Below are 15,757 nucleotides of genomic sequence, written 5' to 3'. Positions count from 1 at the left end.
GCAGGATCGCTGGCGGGTCTAGTGGATTGTGCCAGCGCTGGCAACAGTGTATCCCCGCGCCATGACCGAGGCCATTTACACCCTTCCCGACGCGCTCAAGATCGCGCCCAACGACGATGTTGCCGTGGCCTTGCAGCCACTTGCCGCCGGGCAGCAGGTGATGATCGAGGGCCGCGCGATCACGCTGCGCCAGGCGATCCCGGCCGGGCACAAGTTTGCCTTGGCCGCGCTGTCCCCAGGCGCTGCGGTGCATCGCTATGGCGCGCGGATCGGCCTGGCCACCGCGCCGATCGCGCCGGGTGATCACGTCCACAGCCACAACCTGCAGACCGCGCTGGGCGGCGAACTGGCCTATGCCTTTGCCGCGCCGGCCAAGCCGCCGCGCGCGCAGGATGATCAGGCGCCGCAGTTCATGGGCTATGCCCGCGCCGATGGCCGCGTGGGCACGCGCAACGAGGTGTGGATCCTGCCCACGGTGGGCTGCGTCGGGCGGCTGGGCGAGCGGCTGGCGCAACGTGGCCAGGCCATGGCCGCCGCCATGCCGGGCGCGGCGATCGATGGCGTGCATGCGTTCAACCATCCGTTCGGCTGCTCGCAACTCGGCGCCGATCTTGATGGCACTGCCGCGATCCTGGCCGCGCTGGCATGCAATCCCAATGCCGGGGGCGTGCTGCTGCTTGGCCTAGGCTGCGAATCCAACCAGCTCGATGCGCTGCTGGCGCGCATTCCTGCCAGCCGGCGCGATCGCCTGCGGGTGCTGCGCGCGCAATCGGAAGGCGATGAGTTTGCCGCCGGGGAAGCGCATCTTGCCGATCTGCTGGCCCTGATGGCGCAAGACCGGCGCACCCCTGCGCCGCTGTCAGCGCTGCGCCTTGGCGTCAAATGTGGGGGTTCGGATGCGATGAGCGGGCTGACCGCCAACCCGCTGATCGGGCGGATGACCGATGCGGTGACGCAAGCCGGCGGCACTGCCATCCTTACCGAAATTCCCGAGATGTTCGGCGCGGAAACCCTGCTGCTCGGCCGCGCCACCAGCCCCGATGTGTTCGATCGGCTCTCCACCCTGGTCAACCGCTTCAAGCGCTATTTCCTCGACCATGGGGAGCCGGTTTCGGAAAACCCCAGCCCCGGCAATATCGCCGGCGGCATCACCACGCTGGAGGAAAAGTCGCTGGGCGCGGTGCAAAAGGGCGGCCAGGCCTTGGTGACCGACGTGATCGACTATGGCGGGCAGGTCAGCCAGAGTGGCCTCAACGTGCTGGAAGCGCCGGGCAACGACGCTGTTTCCACCACTGCGCTGGCGGCGGCGGGCGCCACGCTCACGCTGTTTTCCACCGGGCGCGGCACCCCGCTGGGCAGCCCGGTGCCAACGGTCAAGATCGCCTCGAACAGCGCGCTGGCGCGGCACAAGCCGGGCTGGATCGATTTCGATGCCGGCCAGGCGCTCGATATCGGCATGGACACCGCAGCCCAGGCGCTGCTGACGCGCATCATCGCCATTGCCAGCGGCACCCCGGCGCGCAACGAAGCCAATGACGAACGCGCCATCGGCATCTGGAAGCGCGGCGTAACGCTCTAGAAGATCGGCCGGTTCAGCTTAAGCAGCGCCGCTGCCTCGCGCACGTGGCGTTCCCAGGTGCTGCCGGCATAGGGCGCGCAAGCAAAGCTGACGGTCAGGCGATCGTCGCGCATGCCATCGACCCAGCGCAGCGCAACGTTGCCGCCCGCATCGCCCGCGGCCGTGCAGCCCTCGGTCCCGGAAATCGCCTTGACGCCCAGCGGGCGATCGCCGGCCAGCGCGGCGATGAATGCATCGGCATTCTGCCCCCGCGTCTTGGTCGGGGTGCGGCGATAGACCCATTTCTGGTGCACGATATCCCAGCTGCCACGCTCGATCAGCACTTCGCCAGTGGGCGAAACCGACAGCCTGACCGTCTCGCAATCCTTGCAGGCGGTGGGCGGTGACACCGTGACGATCAGCGTGGAAATGGCGACCGGCGGGGGTGGCGGCGGCGGAGGTGGAGGCGGGGGCGGCGGCTCTGGCGCGTGGTTGACGACGATCGGCGGCGCCTCCGGCTCGGGCGCCGGAGGAGGAGGAGGCGGAGGAGGCGGTGGTGGTGGCGGAGCCACCGGCATGACCTTTGCCGGTGCAGGCGCCGGTGCCGGCGCAGGCGGCTCTTCGGTGTGGGGGATCACGTCGGCGATCGGGCCAGCGTCGGGCGCGGACGCCGCGTCGCTCTGCGCTGGCGGAGTTGGAGCCGGCGTCGGCGTAGGTGTAGCGGCGGGCGGCACCGGTGCAGGCTCGGCAACCGGTGCAGGCGGCGCGGGTGCCACCGGTTCGGCCGGCGCCGGGCGGCTGGGCGCAGCAGGCTTCTCCACCGGCCGGCCCAGGCGGGCGGCGGCGGCGTGGGGGTGAAGCAGCGCCGGGCCACAGCTCTCCAGCGCCATCAGCGCGCCACAGGCCACGCCGGCCAAGACGAGACGCCCCAAGGAAACCTGCATCATCACCATCCCGACCAAAAACCACGCGTCAGGCGGAAAGCCCCTGTTCCCGCGCGCATGCTCTTATCCTGCCGGATCGGCGCCGAATATCCCCCTGATGCAATTTTTCAATGTGTGGCGAAGGCTTGCGCCGGCCGGGTGGGCCTGTGCCGGATCAGGCAGCCAGCCCGGCATAGCGATCAAGCTTGGCCAGCGGCTCTTCCGGCCAGCGCGAGAGCAGGACCAGCCGCTTGTGCCCGTGGCCGATCGCCAGTTCATCGGTCACGCCCATGCCGCCGTGGAACTGGATCATGTCGTGCCCCAGGCTCAGCGACACATCGCTGATAAAGGCGCGGGCGCCGGCCACGGCCTGGGCGAGATCGCGCTCTGCCCCGCCGACCAGCGCCAGGTTGAGCAGCGCGCGCGATTGCTCGAGCGCGCAATAGTGCGCCACCATGCGGTGCTGGATCGCCTGGAAGCGGCCCAGCGGCGTGTTGAACTGGCTGCGCGTGCGCAGGTATTCCAGCGTCTCGTCAAAAATCCGCTGCATCACCCCCACCGCCTCTGCCGCGCGGGCCAGATCGGCCAGCGGCATGATCTGGTCGAGCAGATCCAGCCCGCCCGCCAGGCGATGCGACGCTGGCACTACCACGTTATCGAGCGTCAGGTGCACCGCCACGCTGCCGTCGATCAAGCGCCAGGGGGTGATCGTCAGGCCCGGCGCATCGGCGGACACGAGGTAGAACGCGATGCCATCGGCGCCAGTGCCGCCATCATTGGCGCGCGCGCTCACCAGAAACGCGTCGGCGCCCTGCCCGGCTGGCACGCAGTGCTTCACGCCAGTCAGACGCACGCCCTCTGCCCCTGCCTGGCTGCGGGTTTCCACCCAGGCGCGGTTGCCGCGCTGCCCCGGCTCGGCATGGGCCAGGGCCACGCGCTGCGCCCCGCTCGCCAGTCCCTCGCGCCAGGCATCGGCCAGGCTGTCGGCCGCACCGGCCAGCAACAGCCGCGCGCCCACCAACACGCTTTCGGCCAGCGGCTCTACCACCAGGCCGCGCCCCAATGCGGCAAACAGCGCCACGATCGCGCCCGGCTCAAGCTCCATGCCGCCATCGGCTTGCGCCAGGGGCGCTGCCATCAGCCCGCACTCGGCGAGCAAATCCCAGTTTTCCTTAGAGAAACCCTGCGCCTCGGCCAGGTAGGCGCGGCGCCGCTCGATATCATAGCGATCGGCCACGAACCGGTCGGCCAGGCCCGCGAGCATGGTTTCTTCTTCGCTCAGCTCAAAATTCATGGGTGTTGCTCCCTCCCGGTTCGATCTAGCACTACCGACAGGCCAACCACGCTGCGAAAAAGGTTAGGATGGCCGCCAACGCCCGCTCAAAAGAAGGCACAAGCAGATGGTCCTGGAGATGGATGCCCCTAGCCTGGAATGGGTTGATGCCGTTCGCATAACGGCGCCCGACGAGATTCGCCGCGCCGCCCAGGCGCTTGATGCCATTGCCCGCAATTGCGGCATGCAGGCCGCGCCCGCGCACAACATCGCCGACAAGCGCACGCCGATGGATGTGGATGGCAACGTGCTCGCGCGCGACGTGTTCGGGTGGACCAGCGAAAAGGCCTGGTGGCACAATCCGCGCATTGCGCTCGATTCGCCGATCACCACCGCCTGCCGCTTTGAAGCCGAACCGTTCTGGGTGAACGAAAAAGGCTGCCACACCCGCGCGCCCAACCGCTATCTGGCGGCAATCGACCTGACCAACTTTGAAGCCCGCGCGATGACCCGCGCAGCCATCGTCGTGCCGGTGCACCTGCCGTTCGGCCAGATCGGCGCGGTGTCGTTCAACCCGCTTGACCAGTCGCTGACCGACCTTGGCGCATTGTTTGCGCGCTATGGCGATATCTTCGGGTTGGTCGGGCGCACGTTCATCACCAGCTATGTCAATACGATGGGCTCGGCCCAGGCGCTGCCGCCCGGATCGCGCCTGTCAAAGCGCGAGGTCGAGTGCCTGCGCTGGGCCGCCATCGGCAAGACCGACCTGGAAATCAGCATGATCATCGGGCGCAGCCGCGCCACGGTGCGGTTCCACATCCACAACGCCTCGATCAAGCTGGACGCGGTCAACCGCAGCCAGACCGTGTTCAAGGCGGCCCAGCTTGGCTACATCTCGCTGCAGAAGTGATCCCGCGCAGCATGGCCGCAGCATATGCGGCACCAGGCGCCTCTCCCACCGGGCAGGGGCGCCTTGCCGTGCGCGCATATCCGCCAGGCACCAGCCCGTCTTTTGTGCAGGCCTAGCGTTTTGAAGAGTCGCCATGAGGGGGGTGGGCGCGCTTTATCGGGAACAGCGGAATCGCCAATGGTTCCGCGCGTGATATGGAAGAGGAAGACCTTGGCCCAAGCCGCCGCCCTGTTCATGCCCGATGCGCCCTTGCGGCTGATGGGCGGGCGCGCACGGGCAGAGCGGCCAGACGCCGGGCGCATCGTCTTCCCCCATCCCGGCACCAGCGATTTCGATACCGTTGCGCTCGGCACCCAGGGCACGCTGTGGTCCTATACCATCCAGCGCTTTGCCCCCAAGGCGCCGCCCTATGCCGGGCCGGTCGCGTTCGAACCCTGGGCGCTGGGCTATGTCGATCTGCCGGGCGAAGTGATCGTGCAGGCGCGCCTGGTGGGCATGGCGTTTGATGCCATCCGCATCGGCATGCCGCTGCAACTCACCCGCGTGGCGCTGGATGACAGCGCCGACGATCCGCTGTGGCTGCCCGCCTTCGCCCCGGCAGAGGCCCGCTTGGCGGAGAACGCAGCATGAGCGCGGGCGTGCATATCGTGGGCATCGGCATCCACCCGTTCGGCCGCACGCCGGGGCTCTCTGGCCTGGAACAAGGGGTGCACGCGGTGCGCGCGGCGCTGGCCGATGCCGGGGTCAACTGGGGCGATATCCAGTTTGCCTATGGCGGATCGGATGCGGCGGGCAATCCCGACAGCATGGTCTCGCACCTGGGGTTGACCGGTGTGCAGTTCATCAATGTGCGCAATGGCTGTGCCACCGGCGGTTCGGCACTGTTTTCCGCGCAGATGGCGATCCGCTCGGGCGAGTTTGAGCTGGGCCTGGCGCTGGGTTTCGACAAGCACCCGCGCGGTGCCTTCGATGCCAAGCCGGCCGAATACAACCTGCCCGAATGGTATGGCGCGGCCGGCTACATGGTCACCACCCAATTCTTTGCCGCCAAGATCATGCGCTACATGCACCTGCACGGCATTTCGCGCCGCACGCTGGGGCTGGTGGCGCAAAAGGCCTTTGCCAACGGCGTGCACGCCCCGCACGCCTGGCGGCGCGAGCCGGTGGCGCTCGACACCATTCTCGATGCGCCGATGGTCTCTGACCCCTTCACCAAGTTCATGTTCTGCTCGCCGGGCGAAGGCGCGGTGGCGCTGGTTCTGGCGAGCGAGCGCATGGCCCGCCGGCTGGGCGCCACGCCGATCCGCCTGGCCGCCGCCACGATGCGCACCCGCCCACCCGGCAGTTTCGAGGTTTTTGCCCCCAGCATCGACAGCGGCGGCGGCACGGCCACCGCCACACGGCTGGCCTCTGCCGCCGCGTTCGAGGAAGCCGGCATCGGCCCGGCCGATATTGCCGTGGCGCAATTGCAGGATACCGAAGCCGGCGCGGAAATCATGCACATGGCCGAAAACGGCTTTTGCGCCGATGGCGAGCAGGAAGCCTGGCTGGCGCAAGGACGCACGCAGATCGGCGGCGCGCTGCCGGTCAACACCGATGGCGGGTGCCTGGCCTGTGGCGAGCCCATCGGCGCTTCGGGTCTGCGCCAGGTCTATGAAAACGTCGTGCAGCTGCGGGGCGCGGGCGGGGGCCGGCAAGTGCCCGGCGATCCGCGCACGGCCTACAGCCACGTCTATGGCGCGCCCGGTGTTTCGGCCGTCACCATCCTTCAGAAATAGCCCGATATGGACCTCGATCTCTCTCCCCAAGACCTGGCCTTCCGCGACGAAGTGCGCGCGTTCCTGGCCGAAAACCTCACTGCCGAAATCCGCGATGGTGCGGCGGCAACGCCGTCGGTCTTCGTCGAACCCGAGATTGGCCAGGCATGGAACGCGGTGCTCCACCGCAAGGGTTGGCTCGCCTATCAATGGCCACGCGAATATGGCGGCACGGGGTGGAGCCCGGTGCAACGCTATATCTTTGAAAAGGAATGTGCCGAGGCCGGCGCGCCCAACCTTACCGTGCTGGGATTGAAGCTGGTGGCGCCGGTGATCTATGCCTTCGGCACGCCCGAACAGAAGGCGCATTACCTGCCGCGCATTCTCTCGGGCGAAGACTATTGGTGCCAGGGCTTTTCCGAGCCGGCCAGCGGATCGGACCTGGCCAGCCTGCAATGCCGCGCGGTGCGCGTCAGCGACGAACGCGGCGAGCGCTATGTCGTCAATGGCTCCAAGATCTGGACCACCCACGCCCACTGGGCCAACCGCATGTTCTGCCTGGCGCGCACCGATGCCAGCGCGCACAAGAACGCCGGCATCTCGTTCCTGCTGGTGGACATGAACCAGCCCGGCATTTCGGTGCGCCCGATCCTGACCCTGGCAGGCGATCACGAGGTCAACCAGGTGTTCCTGGAAGACGTGGAAGTGCCGGTGAGCGACCGCGTCGGGGCCGAAGGCGACGGCTGGAAGCTCGCCAAGTTCCTGCTCGAAAACGAACGCGGCGGATCGTGCCACGCGCCCAAGCTCGCCTATGACCTGCGCCGGATCGAAGCCGATGCCACTGCCCAGCCCGATGGCCATGGGGGCACCATGGCCGGCAATGCCGAATGGCGCCGCCGCGTGGCGCGCATCCGCCTGGGGGTGGAATCGCTGGAAATGATCGAATTGAAGATCCTGTCCGAAATCGCCCACGGGCAAAAGCCGGGGCCGCAGACCTCGCTGGTCAAGCTGCTGGCATCGAATCTGCGGCAGGATATCGACCTGCTGGCGATGGACCTGCTGGGCGTGGCGGGGCTGGAACTGGAACGGCAGCGCCCGCTCTATGGCGCGCAGGCGCCGCAGGCGGTGCATGGCCTGCCTAGCCAGGTTGCCGCCGCCCGCTATCTCAACAGCCGCGCCTGGACCATCTTTGGCGGCACCAACGAAGTGCAGGCGGGCATCATCGCCAAGACCGTGCTGCATCTTTAAACCACAGGCAGCCAGAACAGAATCCGTCGGGAGTTAGGGAATGCAACTGAGCCGCGAAGCCCTGCTGAACGCCTATCGCGCGATGAAGACCATCCGCGAGTTCGAGGAAAGGCTGCACGTCGAAATCCAGACCGGCGAGATCGCCGGTTTCACCCACCTCTATTGCGGGCAGGAAGCCGTGGCCGTGGGGGTGTGCGAGCATCTCGGCACGCAGGACCGGATCGTTTCCACCCACCGTGGCCATGGCCATTGCCTGGCCAAGGGCTGCGACGTGGACGGGATGATGAAAGAGATCTGGGGCAGCCGCGAGGGCCTGTGCAAGGGCAAGGGCGGTTCGATGCACATTGCCGACATCGACAAGGGCATGCTGGGCGCCAACGGCATCGTCGGCGCGGGCGCGCCGATCGCGGTGGGCGCGGCGCTGGCCAGCCGGGCCGATGGACCCGGACCCGATGGCATGAAGGTGGCGATCGCCTTTTCCGGCGATGGCGCCTGCAACCAGGGCACCACGTTCGAGGCGATGAACCTGGCCGTGGTGACCCAGGCCCCGTGCATTTTCGTGTTCGAAAACAACCACTATTCCGAACACACCGGCGTTTCCTATGCCGTGGGCACCAATCGCGACATTGCCAGCCGCGCCGAGGCGTTTGGCATGAAGGCCTGGCGCGCCGATGGCACCGATTTCTTTGCCGTGCACGAGACCATGCGCGAAGTGCTGGACCACGTGCGCGGCGGCGGCGGCCCGGCTGCGGTAGAGTTCGATACCGAACGCTTCTTCGGCCATTTCGAGGGCGATCCACAGCGATATCGCGGCCCTGGCGAGATCGAGCGCATCCGCGCCGAGCGCGACTGCCTCACGCGGTTTCGCAACGCGGTGACCGCCGCCGGCCTGCTCGACCATGCCGATATCGACGCGCTCGACGCGCAGGTGCTGGACACGATCGAGGCGGCCGTGGCCGCCGCGCGTGCGGCGCCGCGCCCCACTGCCGACGATGTCCTGGCCGACGTCTACATCAGCTACTGATCGCGGGAAGAGACGCAACGATGACCAAGATGATGTACCGCGACGCCGTGCTCTCCACGATCATGGAGGAAATGGCACGCGACCCCGATGTGGTCGTGCTGGGCGAAGACGTGGTGGGCGGCATGGGCACGGCCGGCGGGCCCGAGGCGATCGGCGGGATCTGGTCCACCTCCACCGGCCTTTACGATCGCTTCGGCCCCGGCCGGGTGATCGACACGCCGATTTCGGAAAGCGCGATCATGGGCGCCGCGGCCGGCCTGGCGCTGTCGGGCAAGCGGCCGGTGGCCGAACTGATGTTTGCCGATTTCATCGGCGTGAGCCTTGACCAGCTGTGGAACCAGATCGCCAAGTTCCGCTATATGTTCGGTGGCAAGACGCGGTGCCCGGCGGTGATCCGCATGGCCTATGGCGCCGGGTTCAACGCCGCCGCGCAGCACAGCCAGTCGGTCCACCAGATTCTCACCGGGATGCCCGGCCTCAAGGTGGTAATGCCCTCAACTCCGGCCGACGTGAAAGGCCTTTTGCGCACCGCAATTCGCGATGATGATCCGGTGATCTTCCTGGAACACAAGGCGCTCTATGCCACCAGCGGCGAAGTGCCCGATGACCCGGATTTCATGATCCCATTCGGCCACGCGCGCCTCTCCCGCGCCGGCGGCGATGTGACGCTGGTATCGTCCGGCCTGCTGCTCGGCATGTGCGAGGCCTTGGCCGATCGCCTGGCCGCCGAGGGGATCGGCTGCGATGTGATCGACCTGCGCACCACCAGCCCGCTGGACGAGGAAACCATTCTCGACAGCGTGGAAGTGACCGGGCGCGTGGTCGTGGTGGATGAAGCGCCGCCGCGCTGCGGTCTGGCTGCAGACCTGTGCGCGCTGGTGGCGGAAAAGGCGTTTTCCAGCCTCAAGGCGCCGCCGCAGCAGGTGACGCCGCCGCACACTCCCATCCCGTTCGCGCGCGAGCTGGAAAGCGCGTACCTGCCCTCGGTCGACAAGATCGAGGCGGCGGTGCGCCGCGTCCTGGCCTGGCGCTGAAGGAGAGAGCGATGCCCGACATCCGCCCTTTCTGCATGCCCAAGTGGGGCATCGAAATGACCGAGGGAACCCTCGCCGAATGGAAGCTGGCGGAAGGCGCGAGCTTTTCCCGCGGCCAGCTGCTGTGCCTGATCGAGACCGCCAAGATCACCAACGAGGTCGAGGCCGAATGGGACGGCGTGCTCGCCCGCGTGCTGGTCCCAGCCGGCGGCGACGCTCAGCCGGTGGGGGCGCTGCTGGCAGTGCTGGCCCAGCCCGGCACCAGCGATGCGGATATCGACGCGTTCATCGCCGGCTTCCGCCCGGCCGATGCCAGCGTCGCGGCGCGCGGCGGCAGTGCGCCGGCGCAAGAAGCAACGCCTGCGCCTGCATCGGCTCCGCCCGTGCCCAAGCCCTTGCTGACCAACCGTGCGATCAGTCCCGAGGCGCGCAAGCTGGCCGAGGCGAGCGGTCTGGATATCGAGCCGATCACCGGTTCGGGTCGCGATGGCCGCATCACCCTGCAAGACGTGCAGCAGGCGCTGCGCCCGGCGGCCACGCCTGCCCTGGCGGGCGCGCTGCCCTCGCCGCCGGACGAGCTGGCCGATGGGGCCAAGGTATTTGCCTCTCCCCTCGCCCGGCGCCTCGCCGCGCGGCACGGTATTGCCCTGGCCGGCATCACCGGCACCGGCCCGCGCGGGCGTATTTCCAAGGCTGACGTGCTGGCCCTGGTGCCCTCGCCTGCCGCCGCGCCCGCCGGCACGGCGCCATTCGTTGCGGTGCCCAACCTGCCCACGGTCGTGCCGTTCGACCGGGTGCGCAGGGTGGTGGCGCAGCGGCTGACCCAGGCCAAGCAGGACATTCCGCACTTCTACCTGTGCACCAGCGCGCGGCTGGATGAACTGCTCGCCCTGCGCCAGACGGCCAATCTGGTCTTGGGCATCAAGGCCTCGATCAACGATTACCTGGTGCGCGCCGCCGCGCTTGCCTTGGCCCAGCACGGCGATGTCAACGTGCAGGTGCACGGGGACAGCGTCCACCGCTTTGCCCATGCCGATATCGCCATTGCCGTGGCCAGCCCCAAGGGCCTGGTCACCCCGATCGTGCGCCAGGCCGATCGCCTGGGCATGCCCGGCATTGCCGCCGCCACCCGCGCCCTGATCGACAAGGCGCAGGCCGGCAAGCTGGGCTATGACGACATGGATGGCGGCACGTTTTCGATCTCCAACCTGGGCATGTTCGGCGTGGAAGAGTTTGCCGCGATCATCAATCCGCCCCAGGCCGCGATCCTGGCGGTGGGCGCGGCAGCGCGCACCCCGTGCGAATTGCCCGGCGGCGCCGTTGGCTTTGAAACGCGGCTGGCGCTGACGCTGTCGGTCGATCATCGCGCCGTCGATGGCGCGGCGGCCGCCGCGTTTCTCGCCACGCTCAAGGGCCTGCTCGAAGCGCCCGAGAGCCTGTTTGCCTGATAGTTTCACGGAGCATACCATGTCCCAGCGCGGCCCCCTCACCCAGTTTGGCCCGATCTTCCAGATGGCCTACCTGCCCGCCGATTTCGATGCGGCGATCGACTATTGGACCAGAGTGGTCGGCGCCGGTCCGTTCTTCCTGATGGAAGGCATCACCCTTTCCGACATGACCTATCTGGGCGAGCCGAGCGACGCGCGCTTTTCGGCAGCCTGGGGCTATTGGGGCGACATGCAGATCGAACTGATCCGCGCGGAAAACGATGCGCCGTCGATCTATACCGGCCCCTATGCCGTGACTGACCGGCTGCACCATGTGTGCGTGGAAGTAGATGACCTGGAACCGGTGCGCGCCGCGCTCGCCCAGGCTGGCGCCACGATCCTGGTCGAAGGCAAGGTGGGCGAAACCGGCGGAGTGATCTATGCCGATGCCGGCGCCGGGCCGGGTGGCGTGATCGAATATGTCAAGCTGATGGAAGGCGGCGCTGGGCTTTTCGCCATGATGCGCGAAGCCGCGCGCGATTGGGATGGCAGCGATCCGCTGCGCAAGCTGGGCTGACCAGCGGTTGCAAGCGCCGTTGCCCGATCCCATGTAGCAGGGCCCGCTGACAAAACGGAAACACCAACGCCATGCAACCGCAAACCACCCTCGTCCTGACCAGCCAGGCGCACGAAGACGGCAAGATCATCGCCGCGCTCACCGAAATGCCCCTGCCCGAACCGGCCGAGAACGAACTGGTGATCGCGGTGGAGGCCGCGCCGATCAACCCGTCTGACCTGGGCCTGCTGTTCAGCTCTGCCCGCGTCGACCAGGCAACGTTTGCCCCCGGCCGGGTGGAAGCCCCGCTCTCGCCGGCCGGCCTGGCCGCGCTGTCGGGCCGCCTGGGCGAAGTCATGCCGGTGGGCAACGAAGGCGCCGGCACGGTGATTGCGGCGGGCAGCAGCCCGCGCGCGCAGGCCCTGATCGGACGCCGCGTGGCGACCTTTGCCGGTGGCATGTATGCCCGCCATCGCGTTGTCCCGATCGAGGCGTGCATGGTCCTGCCCGAAGGCACGAGCGCCCAGGATGGCGCGGCGGCCTTCGTCAACCCGTTGACCGCGCTGGGCTTTGTCGAAACGCTGCGCGCCGTGGGCGGCAAGGGCATTGTCCACACCGCGGCCGCGTCCAACCTTGGGCAGATGCTGGTGCGCCTGTGCGCGGCCGAAGGCGTGCCGCTGGTCAACGTGGTGCGCAAGCCCGAACAGGCCGATCTGCTGCGCGGCCTGGGCGCGGCCCACGTGGTTGACAGCTCCAGCCCCGATTTCGCGGCCGATCTGCGCCAGGCCCTGGAAGCAACCGGCGCCGATACCGTGTTCGACGCCATCGGCGGCGGCCCGCTGCTGGGCACGATCCTCTCCACCATGGAACAGGTTGGCCGCGCCGCCGCTGGCGCCTATTCGCGCTATGGCTCCACCGCCAAGAAGCGCGCCTATGTCTATGGCATGCTCGATACCGGGCCGATTACCCTGCCGCGCGACATCGGCTTTGTCTGGGATGTTGCGGGCTGGCTGCTCGGTCCGACGATGGAAGCCCTGGGGCCAGAGGTGCGCGCCCGCATGACGGCCCGCGTCGGCCAGGACCTGACCACGCTGTTCGCCTCCAGCTACAAGGCGCAGGTGCCGCTCTCGCGCGTGCTCGATGCCGACGTGGTGGCCGACTACAACCGCCGCGCGACGGGCGCCAAGTATCTGATCCTGCCGCAGGAATGAAAAACACGACTGGGCTTTCCGCCAATGGCGGGACGCCCAGTCGGTTCGCTCGGTCCAGCCGGCGTCACCACGCGATCGGCCCGTGGGTGGTGCCACTGCCAGATAGGGAAGCGATCACCAAATCCTACATTACAGCCTCAATTTTGATGATTCGAACCGCCACACGATAATTCCAGCGACTGCGGCGCCATAGCCAACATGATTTGGTTGTATTGGGCGGCGTATTTTTTCATGGCGGCGTCGCATTCATCAATTATCTCATAATGCTGATCATCGCCAAAACTTGGGTTCCATAAATCTCTGATTCGATCAGCGTCAGGGCCATCAAAACTAAAGCTGCATTTGTTTGCACCTGGGACATAATAAGTGAATGCATACCCGTTACTTCTAACTTTGAAGAGACGGAGATCATTACGCGAAATTGCCGACTGAACTTCACGAACAGCATACATTCTCTTAAATTCATCAACGCAGGATCGACTGTCCAAGATTTGCTTTTGCAAAATCAACTTGGACTCTCGATATCCTGGAGACTCAAAATCCTTTACAGCGTTGGGTCCGATTAGCCTCAGCTGCGACCGTACAAACTCGGCATCCTCTTGAGACAATAAATCCAGTGTGTTTCTCGGCGGCCGCGGCGGCGGGTTATGTTGCTTTGTACAACCACACACCAAGCCGAGCAGCAATGCGATGGCAATTTTCTGCATGTGCCACCCCCGCCAACTACCTGCCGCACGGGAAACGAAGTGAACGGTTTTCCATTGCGCCTCAATAGAAAATTACCGATTGTCGGGATTTGTCGGGCCCAAGCCAAATCCGAACGGGAGCAGCGGATCGGCGCTGTCATCGCCCACAGCCGGGTTCTGCCGTTCCACCGCCGTCATCGTGCGCGGCAGTTCGAACGGCAGGCGCCCGCGCGCGGTTTCCTTGCCGGTCACCACATCCAGCAGGCCCTCGTCGCTCACCCCGAAATTGCCCAGCACGGCGCGGGTCTTGGGCAGGATCTCGGTGAGGATCGCCGGGCGATCGAGGAACACGGCGAGCACCACCGGCACTGTGACCGCCACTTGCGCTACGGCATCGTAATCGGCGTTGCCAGGGCGGAAATCGAGGCGGCCCTCGTTCTGGCGGCTGCCGAAGAAGTTGTTGGGGTGCAGCCGCTCGAATGGCGTGGTCGCCCGCATCAGCGCCACTTGCGCGTCTTGCGGGCGCTCCACCACCACCAGGCCATGGGCGCGTGCCTGCGCCGCGTCGATGCCTTTGAGATAGACGCGCGTGCCGGCCGCCAGCGGCAGGATAGCGCCTTCGTTGCGCAGCAGCACTTGCGCCTGGGCCTGGGCCTTGCGCCCTTCGGCCAGCGCGGTAGGCGTCACCGCATCGCGCGCGGCGGCCGGATCGACCAGCGGGTTGTCGAACAGGCCCATGGCGAACTTGAGCGTCATGATCCGCGCCACGGCAGCGTTGACGCGGGCGATTGGAATGGTGCCGGCCTGAACGTCGCGGATGATCCATTCCGGCTCGGTCACGCCGCCGAACTGGTCGATCCCGGCGCGCGTTGCCTTGGCATAGCGCTGCGCCGGGGTCAGGTCTTCCACGCCCCAGGGCATGGCAATCTCGTTGGGCGTCTGCGGCTGGGTCGGCGCGCGGCAGGCCTGGCTGCAATCGCGGGTGATGCCCCAGTCCGACAGGACCAGGCCCTTGAAACCATAGTCCTTGCGCAAGAGGCCCAAGAGCTGCGCATTGTAGCCGGCGGCCACCGGCTCAAGCGGCTTGCCGGCAACATGCGGCCCGGAAATGATATCGTAGGTGGGCATCACGCCCGCCACGCCTGCGGCGAACGCGCCCAGGAACGGGCGAATATGCGTCTTGAGCGTGGCATCGTCGTGCACGGCCATGCGCCCGTAATAGTTGTGCCCGTCAAACCCTTGCGGATTGGCGCCATAGCCCACCCAGTGCTTGACCACGGTGGCCACGCCATCGCGCGCCAGCATCTGGGCGTTGCCCTGGAAGCCGATGACATAGGCTTCCACCATGGTGCGGGCGAGATCGGCATTGGCCCCGAATGTGCCGGTGCCACGCGGCCAGCGCGGGTCGGTAAACAGGTCTGCCTGGGGGGAAAGCGCCATGTGGATGCCGGTGGCACGGTATTCGCGGCGCGCCACATCGCCGAAATGGCGCATCAAGGCGGCATCGCCCAGCGCGGCAAAGCCCAGCGTTTCGGGCCATTGCGAATAGCCCTGGGTGGCGGCGCTGGCCCCCACGGTCACCTGGAAATGGTGGCGCGGATCGGTGCTGATGGTCAGCGGGATACCCAGCCGGGTCTGCGCGGCCAGCACCTGGATCGCGTTGTTTTCCTGCGCCATGCGCTCGGGCGACACGGCCAGGCGGGTGATGAAGCTGGTGATATGCTGGCCCGCGATCGCCTGCTGCGCGGCGGCGCGGTCATAGCCTTGCGAGGATGCACCCACGGCGCTGTCGGGCGTGACCAGCGAGCCGTGCATCATCGCCCCGGCCTTTTCGGCCAGGGTCATCCGTCCGACCAGATCGGCCACGCGCCGCGCCACCGGCAGGCGCCAATCCTCGTAGGGATCAAGCCGCCCGTTGCGGTTGAGATCGCGAAAGCGCTGCTTGCCCACGGTTAGCACCGGCCCGGCAGCGGCCGGGATCACCGGCTGTTGCGGTGCGGCCTGCCGGGCCGGCGCTGCGGCGCCCAACGGGTGTGGAGACGCCGCGAGGGACGCGGTGGAAAGCTGGGCCAGCAAGGGGGCGAACATCAGGGCGGCGGCTCGGTTCATCGACGGTTTTCCCACTTTTTCTGGTCCACATGGCCTCGCAC

General features: G+C 67.1%; 14 protein-coding genes. 10 read left to right on the top strand and 4 right to left on the bottom strand.

Annotation, left to right across the window (positions count from 1 at the left end; genetic code table 11):
• The first annotated feature begins 61 nt into the window (after positions 1-61).
• Positions 62-1,579: a UxaA family hydrolase gene (locus C8K14_RS01135; RefSeq protein ID WP_107715353.1), complete on the top strand. Its 1,518-nt coding sequence runs from the start codon at positions 62-64 to the stop codon at positions 1,577-1,579.
• On the opposite strand, the gene C8K14_RS01130 is transcribed toward C8K14_RS01135, so the two are convergent.
• Positions 1,576-2,505, bottom strand: a complete 930-nt coding sequence (locus C8K14_RS01130) for a hypothetical protein (protein ID WP_133726738.1) — start codon at positions 2,503-2,505, stop codon at positions 1,576-1,578. The two genes, C8K14_RS01135 and C8K14_RS01130, sit on opposite strands and share 4 nt — an antisense overlap.
• A gap of 151 nt (positions 2,506-2,656) precedes the next feature.
• On the bottom strand, positions 2,657-3,775 hold the full coding sequence (locus C8K14_RS01125) for an acyl-CoA dehydrogenase family protein (RefSeq protein ID WP_107715351.1): 1,119 nt from the start codon (positions 3,773-3,775) through the stop codon (positions 2,657-2,659).
• Between the two features lie 118 nt (positions 3,776-3,893).
• Here C8K14_RS01125 and C8K14_RS01120 point away from each other — a divergent pair, with 118 nt between their 5' ends.
• The 9 genes from C8K14_RS01120 (at position 3,894) to C8K14_RS01080 (ending at position 12,921) form a co-directional block, all read left to right on the top strand.
• Positions 3,894-4,664 (top strand): LuxR C-terminal-related transcriptional regulator, encoded by a 771-nt coding sequence (locus C8K14_RS01120; RefSeq protein WP_028658247.1) that lies wholly within the window; start codon positions 3,894-3,896, stop codon positions 4,662-4,664.
• A gap of 210 nt (positions 4,665-4,874) precedes the next feature.
• Positions 4,875-5,294 (top strand): Zn-ribbon domain-containing OB-fold protein, encoded by a 420-nt coding sequence (locus C8K14_RS01115; protein WP_233250835.1) that lies wholly within the window; start codon positions 4,875-4,877, stop codon positions 5,292-5,294.
• On the top strand, positions 5,291-6,442 hold the full coding sequence (locus tag C8K14_RS01110; protein ID WP_107715350.1) for a thiolase family protein: 1,152 nt from the start codon (positions 5,291-5,293) through the stop codon (positions 6,440-6,442). The genes C8K14_RS01115 and C8K14_RS01110 overlap by 4 nt, the downstream gene beginning before the upstream one ends.
• Before the next feature lie 6 nt (positions 6,443-6,448).
• On the top strand, positions 6,449-7,669 hold the full coding sequence (locus tag C8K14_RS01105) for an acyl-CoA dehydrogenase family protein (RefSeq protein WP_107715349.1): 1,221 nt from the start codon (positions 6,449-6,451) through the stop codon (positions 7,667-7,669).
• Between the two features lie 40 nt (positions 7,670-7,709).
• Positions 7,710-8,693, top strand: coding sequence for a thiamine pyrophosphate-dependent dehydrogenase E1 component subunit alpha (locus C8K14_RS01100; protein ID WP_022677759.1), 984 nt, complete (start codon positions 7,710-7,712; stop codon positions 8,691-8,693).
• Between the two features lie 20 nt (positions 8,694-8,713).
• The gene (locus tag C8K14_RS01095) at positions 8,714-9,727 is read left to right on the top strand and encodes an alpha-ketoacid dehydrogenase subunit beta (RefSeq protein WP_107715348.1); all 1,014 of its coding nucleotides are present in this window, start codon (positions 8,714-8,716) and stop codon (positions 9,725-9,727) included.
• Between the two features lie 11 nt (positions 9,728-9,738).
• The gene (locus C8K14_RS01090) at positions 9,739-11,175 is read left to right on the top strand and encodes a 2-oxo acid dehydrogenase subunit E2 (protein ID WP_107715347.1); all 1,437 of its coding nucleotides are present in this window, start codon (positions 9,739-9,741) and stop codon (positions 11,173-11,175) included.
• A 19-nt stretch (positions 11,176-11,194) separates the two neighbouring features.
• Complete coding sequence (locus C8K14_RS01085; RefSeq protein ID WP_107715346.1) at positions 11,195-11,731, top strand: VOC family protein; 537 nt, start codon at positions 11,195-11,197, stop codon at positions 11,729-11,731.
• 71 nt (positions 11,732-11,802) lie between these two features.
• Positions 11,803-12,921 (top strand): zinc-binding dehydrogenase, encoded by a 1,119-nt coding sequence (locus tag C8K14_RS01080; RefSeq protein WP_107715345.1) that lies wholly within the window; start codon positions 11,803-11,805, stop codon positions 12,919-12,921.
• A 137-nt stretch (positions 12,922-13,058) separates the two neighbouring features.
• Here C8K14_RS01080 and C8K14_RS22310 read toward each other — a convergent pair whose 3' ends face one another.
• Positions 13,059-13,628: a hypothetical protein gene (locus C8K14_RS22310; protein ID WP_133726737.1), complete on the bottom strand. Its 570-nt coding sequence runs from the start codon at positions 13,626-13,628 to the stop codon at positions 13,059-13,061.
• A 72-nt stretch (positions 13,629-13,700) separates the two neighbouring features.
• Positions 13,701-15,716, bottom strand: a complete 2,016-nt coding sequence (locus C8K14_RS01070; protein ID WP_233250834.1) for a glycoside hydrolase family 3 protein — start codon at positions 15,714-15,716, stop codon at positions 13,701-13,703.
• Between the last annotated feature and the right edge of the window lie 41 nt (positions 15,717-15,757).

Origin of the sequence: Novosphingobium sp. GV079, from assembly GCF_003058045.1 — a bacterium.
GTDB classification, from domain to species: Bacteria; Pseudomonadota; Alphaproteobacteria; order Sphingomonadales; family Sphingomonadaceae; genus Novosphingobium; species Novosphingobium capsulatum.
Note: the sequence above shows the minus strand (reverse complement) of the source record. Positions and strands in the feature narration are given on the sequence as shown.

What these genes read in the sequence shown, in the direction of transcription:
- C8K14_RS01110 (WP_107715350.1), top strand. Translation starts at nt 5,291, where the DNA reads ATGAGCGCGGGCGTGCATATCGTGGGCATCGGCATCCACCCGTTCGGC.
- C8K14_RS01095 (WP_107715348.1), top strand. Translation starts at nt 8,714, where the DNA reads ATGACCAAGATGATGTACCGCGACGCCGTGCTCTCCACGATCATGGAG.
- C8K14_RS01135 (WP_107715353.1), top strand. Translation starts at nt 62, where the DNA reads ATGACCGAGGCCATTTACACCCTTCCCGACGCGCTCAAGATCGCGCCC.
- C8K14_RS01130 (WP_133726738.1), bottom strand. Translation starts at nt 2,505, where the DNA reads ATGATGCAGGTTTCCTTGGGGCGTCTCGTCTTGGCCGGCGTGGCCTGT.
- C8K14_RS01125 (WP_107715351.1), bottom strand. Translation starts at nt 3,775, where the DNA reads ATGAATTTTGAGCTGAGCGAAGAAGAAACCATGCTCGCGGGCCTGGCC.
- C8K14_RS01070 (WP_233250834.1), bottom strand. Translation starts at nt 15,716, where the DNA reads ATGAACCGAGCCGCCGCCCTGATGTTCGCCCCCTTGCTGGCCCAGCTT.
- C8K14_RS01085 (WP_107715346.1), top strand. Translation starts at nt 11,195, where the DNA reads ATGTCCCAGCGCGGCCCCCTCACCCAGTTTGGCCCGATCTTCCAGATG.
- C8K14_RS01100 (WP_022677759.1), top strand. Translation starts at nt 7,710, where the DNA reads ATGCAACTGAGCCGCGAAGCCCTGCTGAACGCCTATCGCGCGATGAAG.
- C8K14_RS01105 (WP_107715349.1), top strand. Translation starts at nt 6,449, where the DNA reads ATGGACCTCGATCTCTCTCCCCAAGACCTGGCCTTCCGCGACGAAGTG.
- C8K14_RS01080 (WP_107715345.1), top strand. Translation starts at nt 11,803, where the DNA reads ATGCAACCGCAAACCACCCTCGTCCTGACCAGCCAGGCGCACGAAGAC.
- C8K14_RS01090 (WP_107715347.1), top strand. Translation starts at nt 9,739, where the DNA reads ATGCCCGACATCCGCCCTTTCTGCATGCCCAAGTGGGGCATCGAAATG.
- C8K14_RS01120 (WP_028658247.1), top strand. Translation starts at nt 3,894, where the DNA reads ATGGATGCCCCTAGCCTGGAATGGGTTGATGCCGTTCGCATAACGGCG.
- C8K14_RS22310 (WP_133726737.1), bottom strand. Translation starts at nt 13,628, where the DNA reads ATGCAGAAAATTGCCATCGCATTGCTGCTCGGCTTGGTGTGTGGTTGT.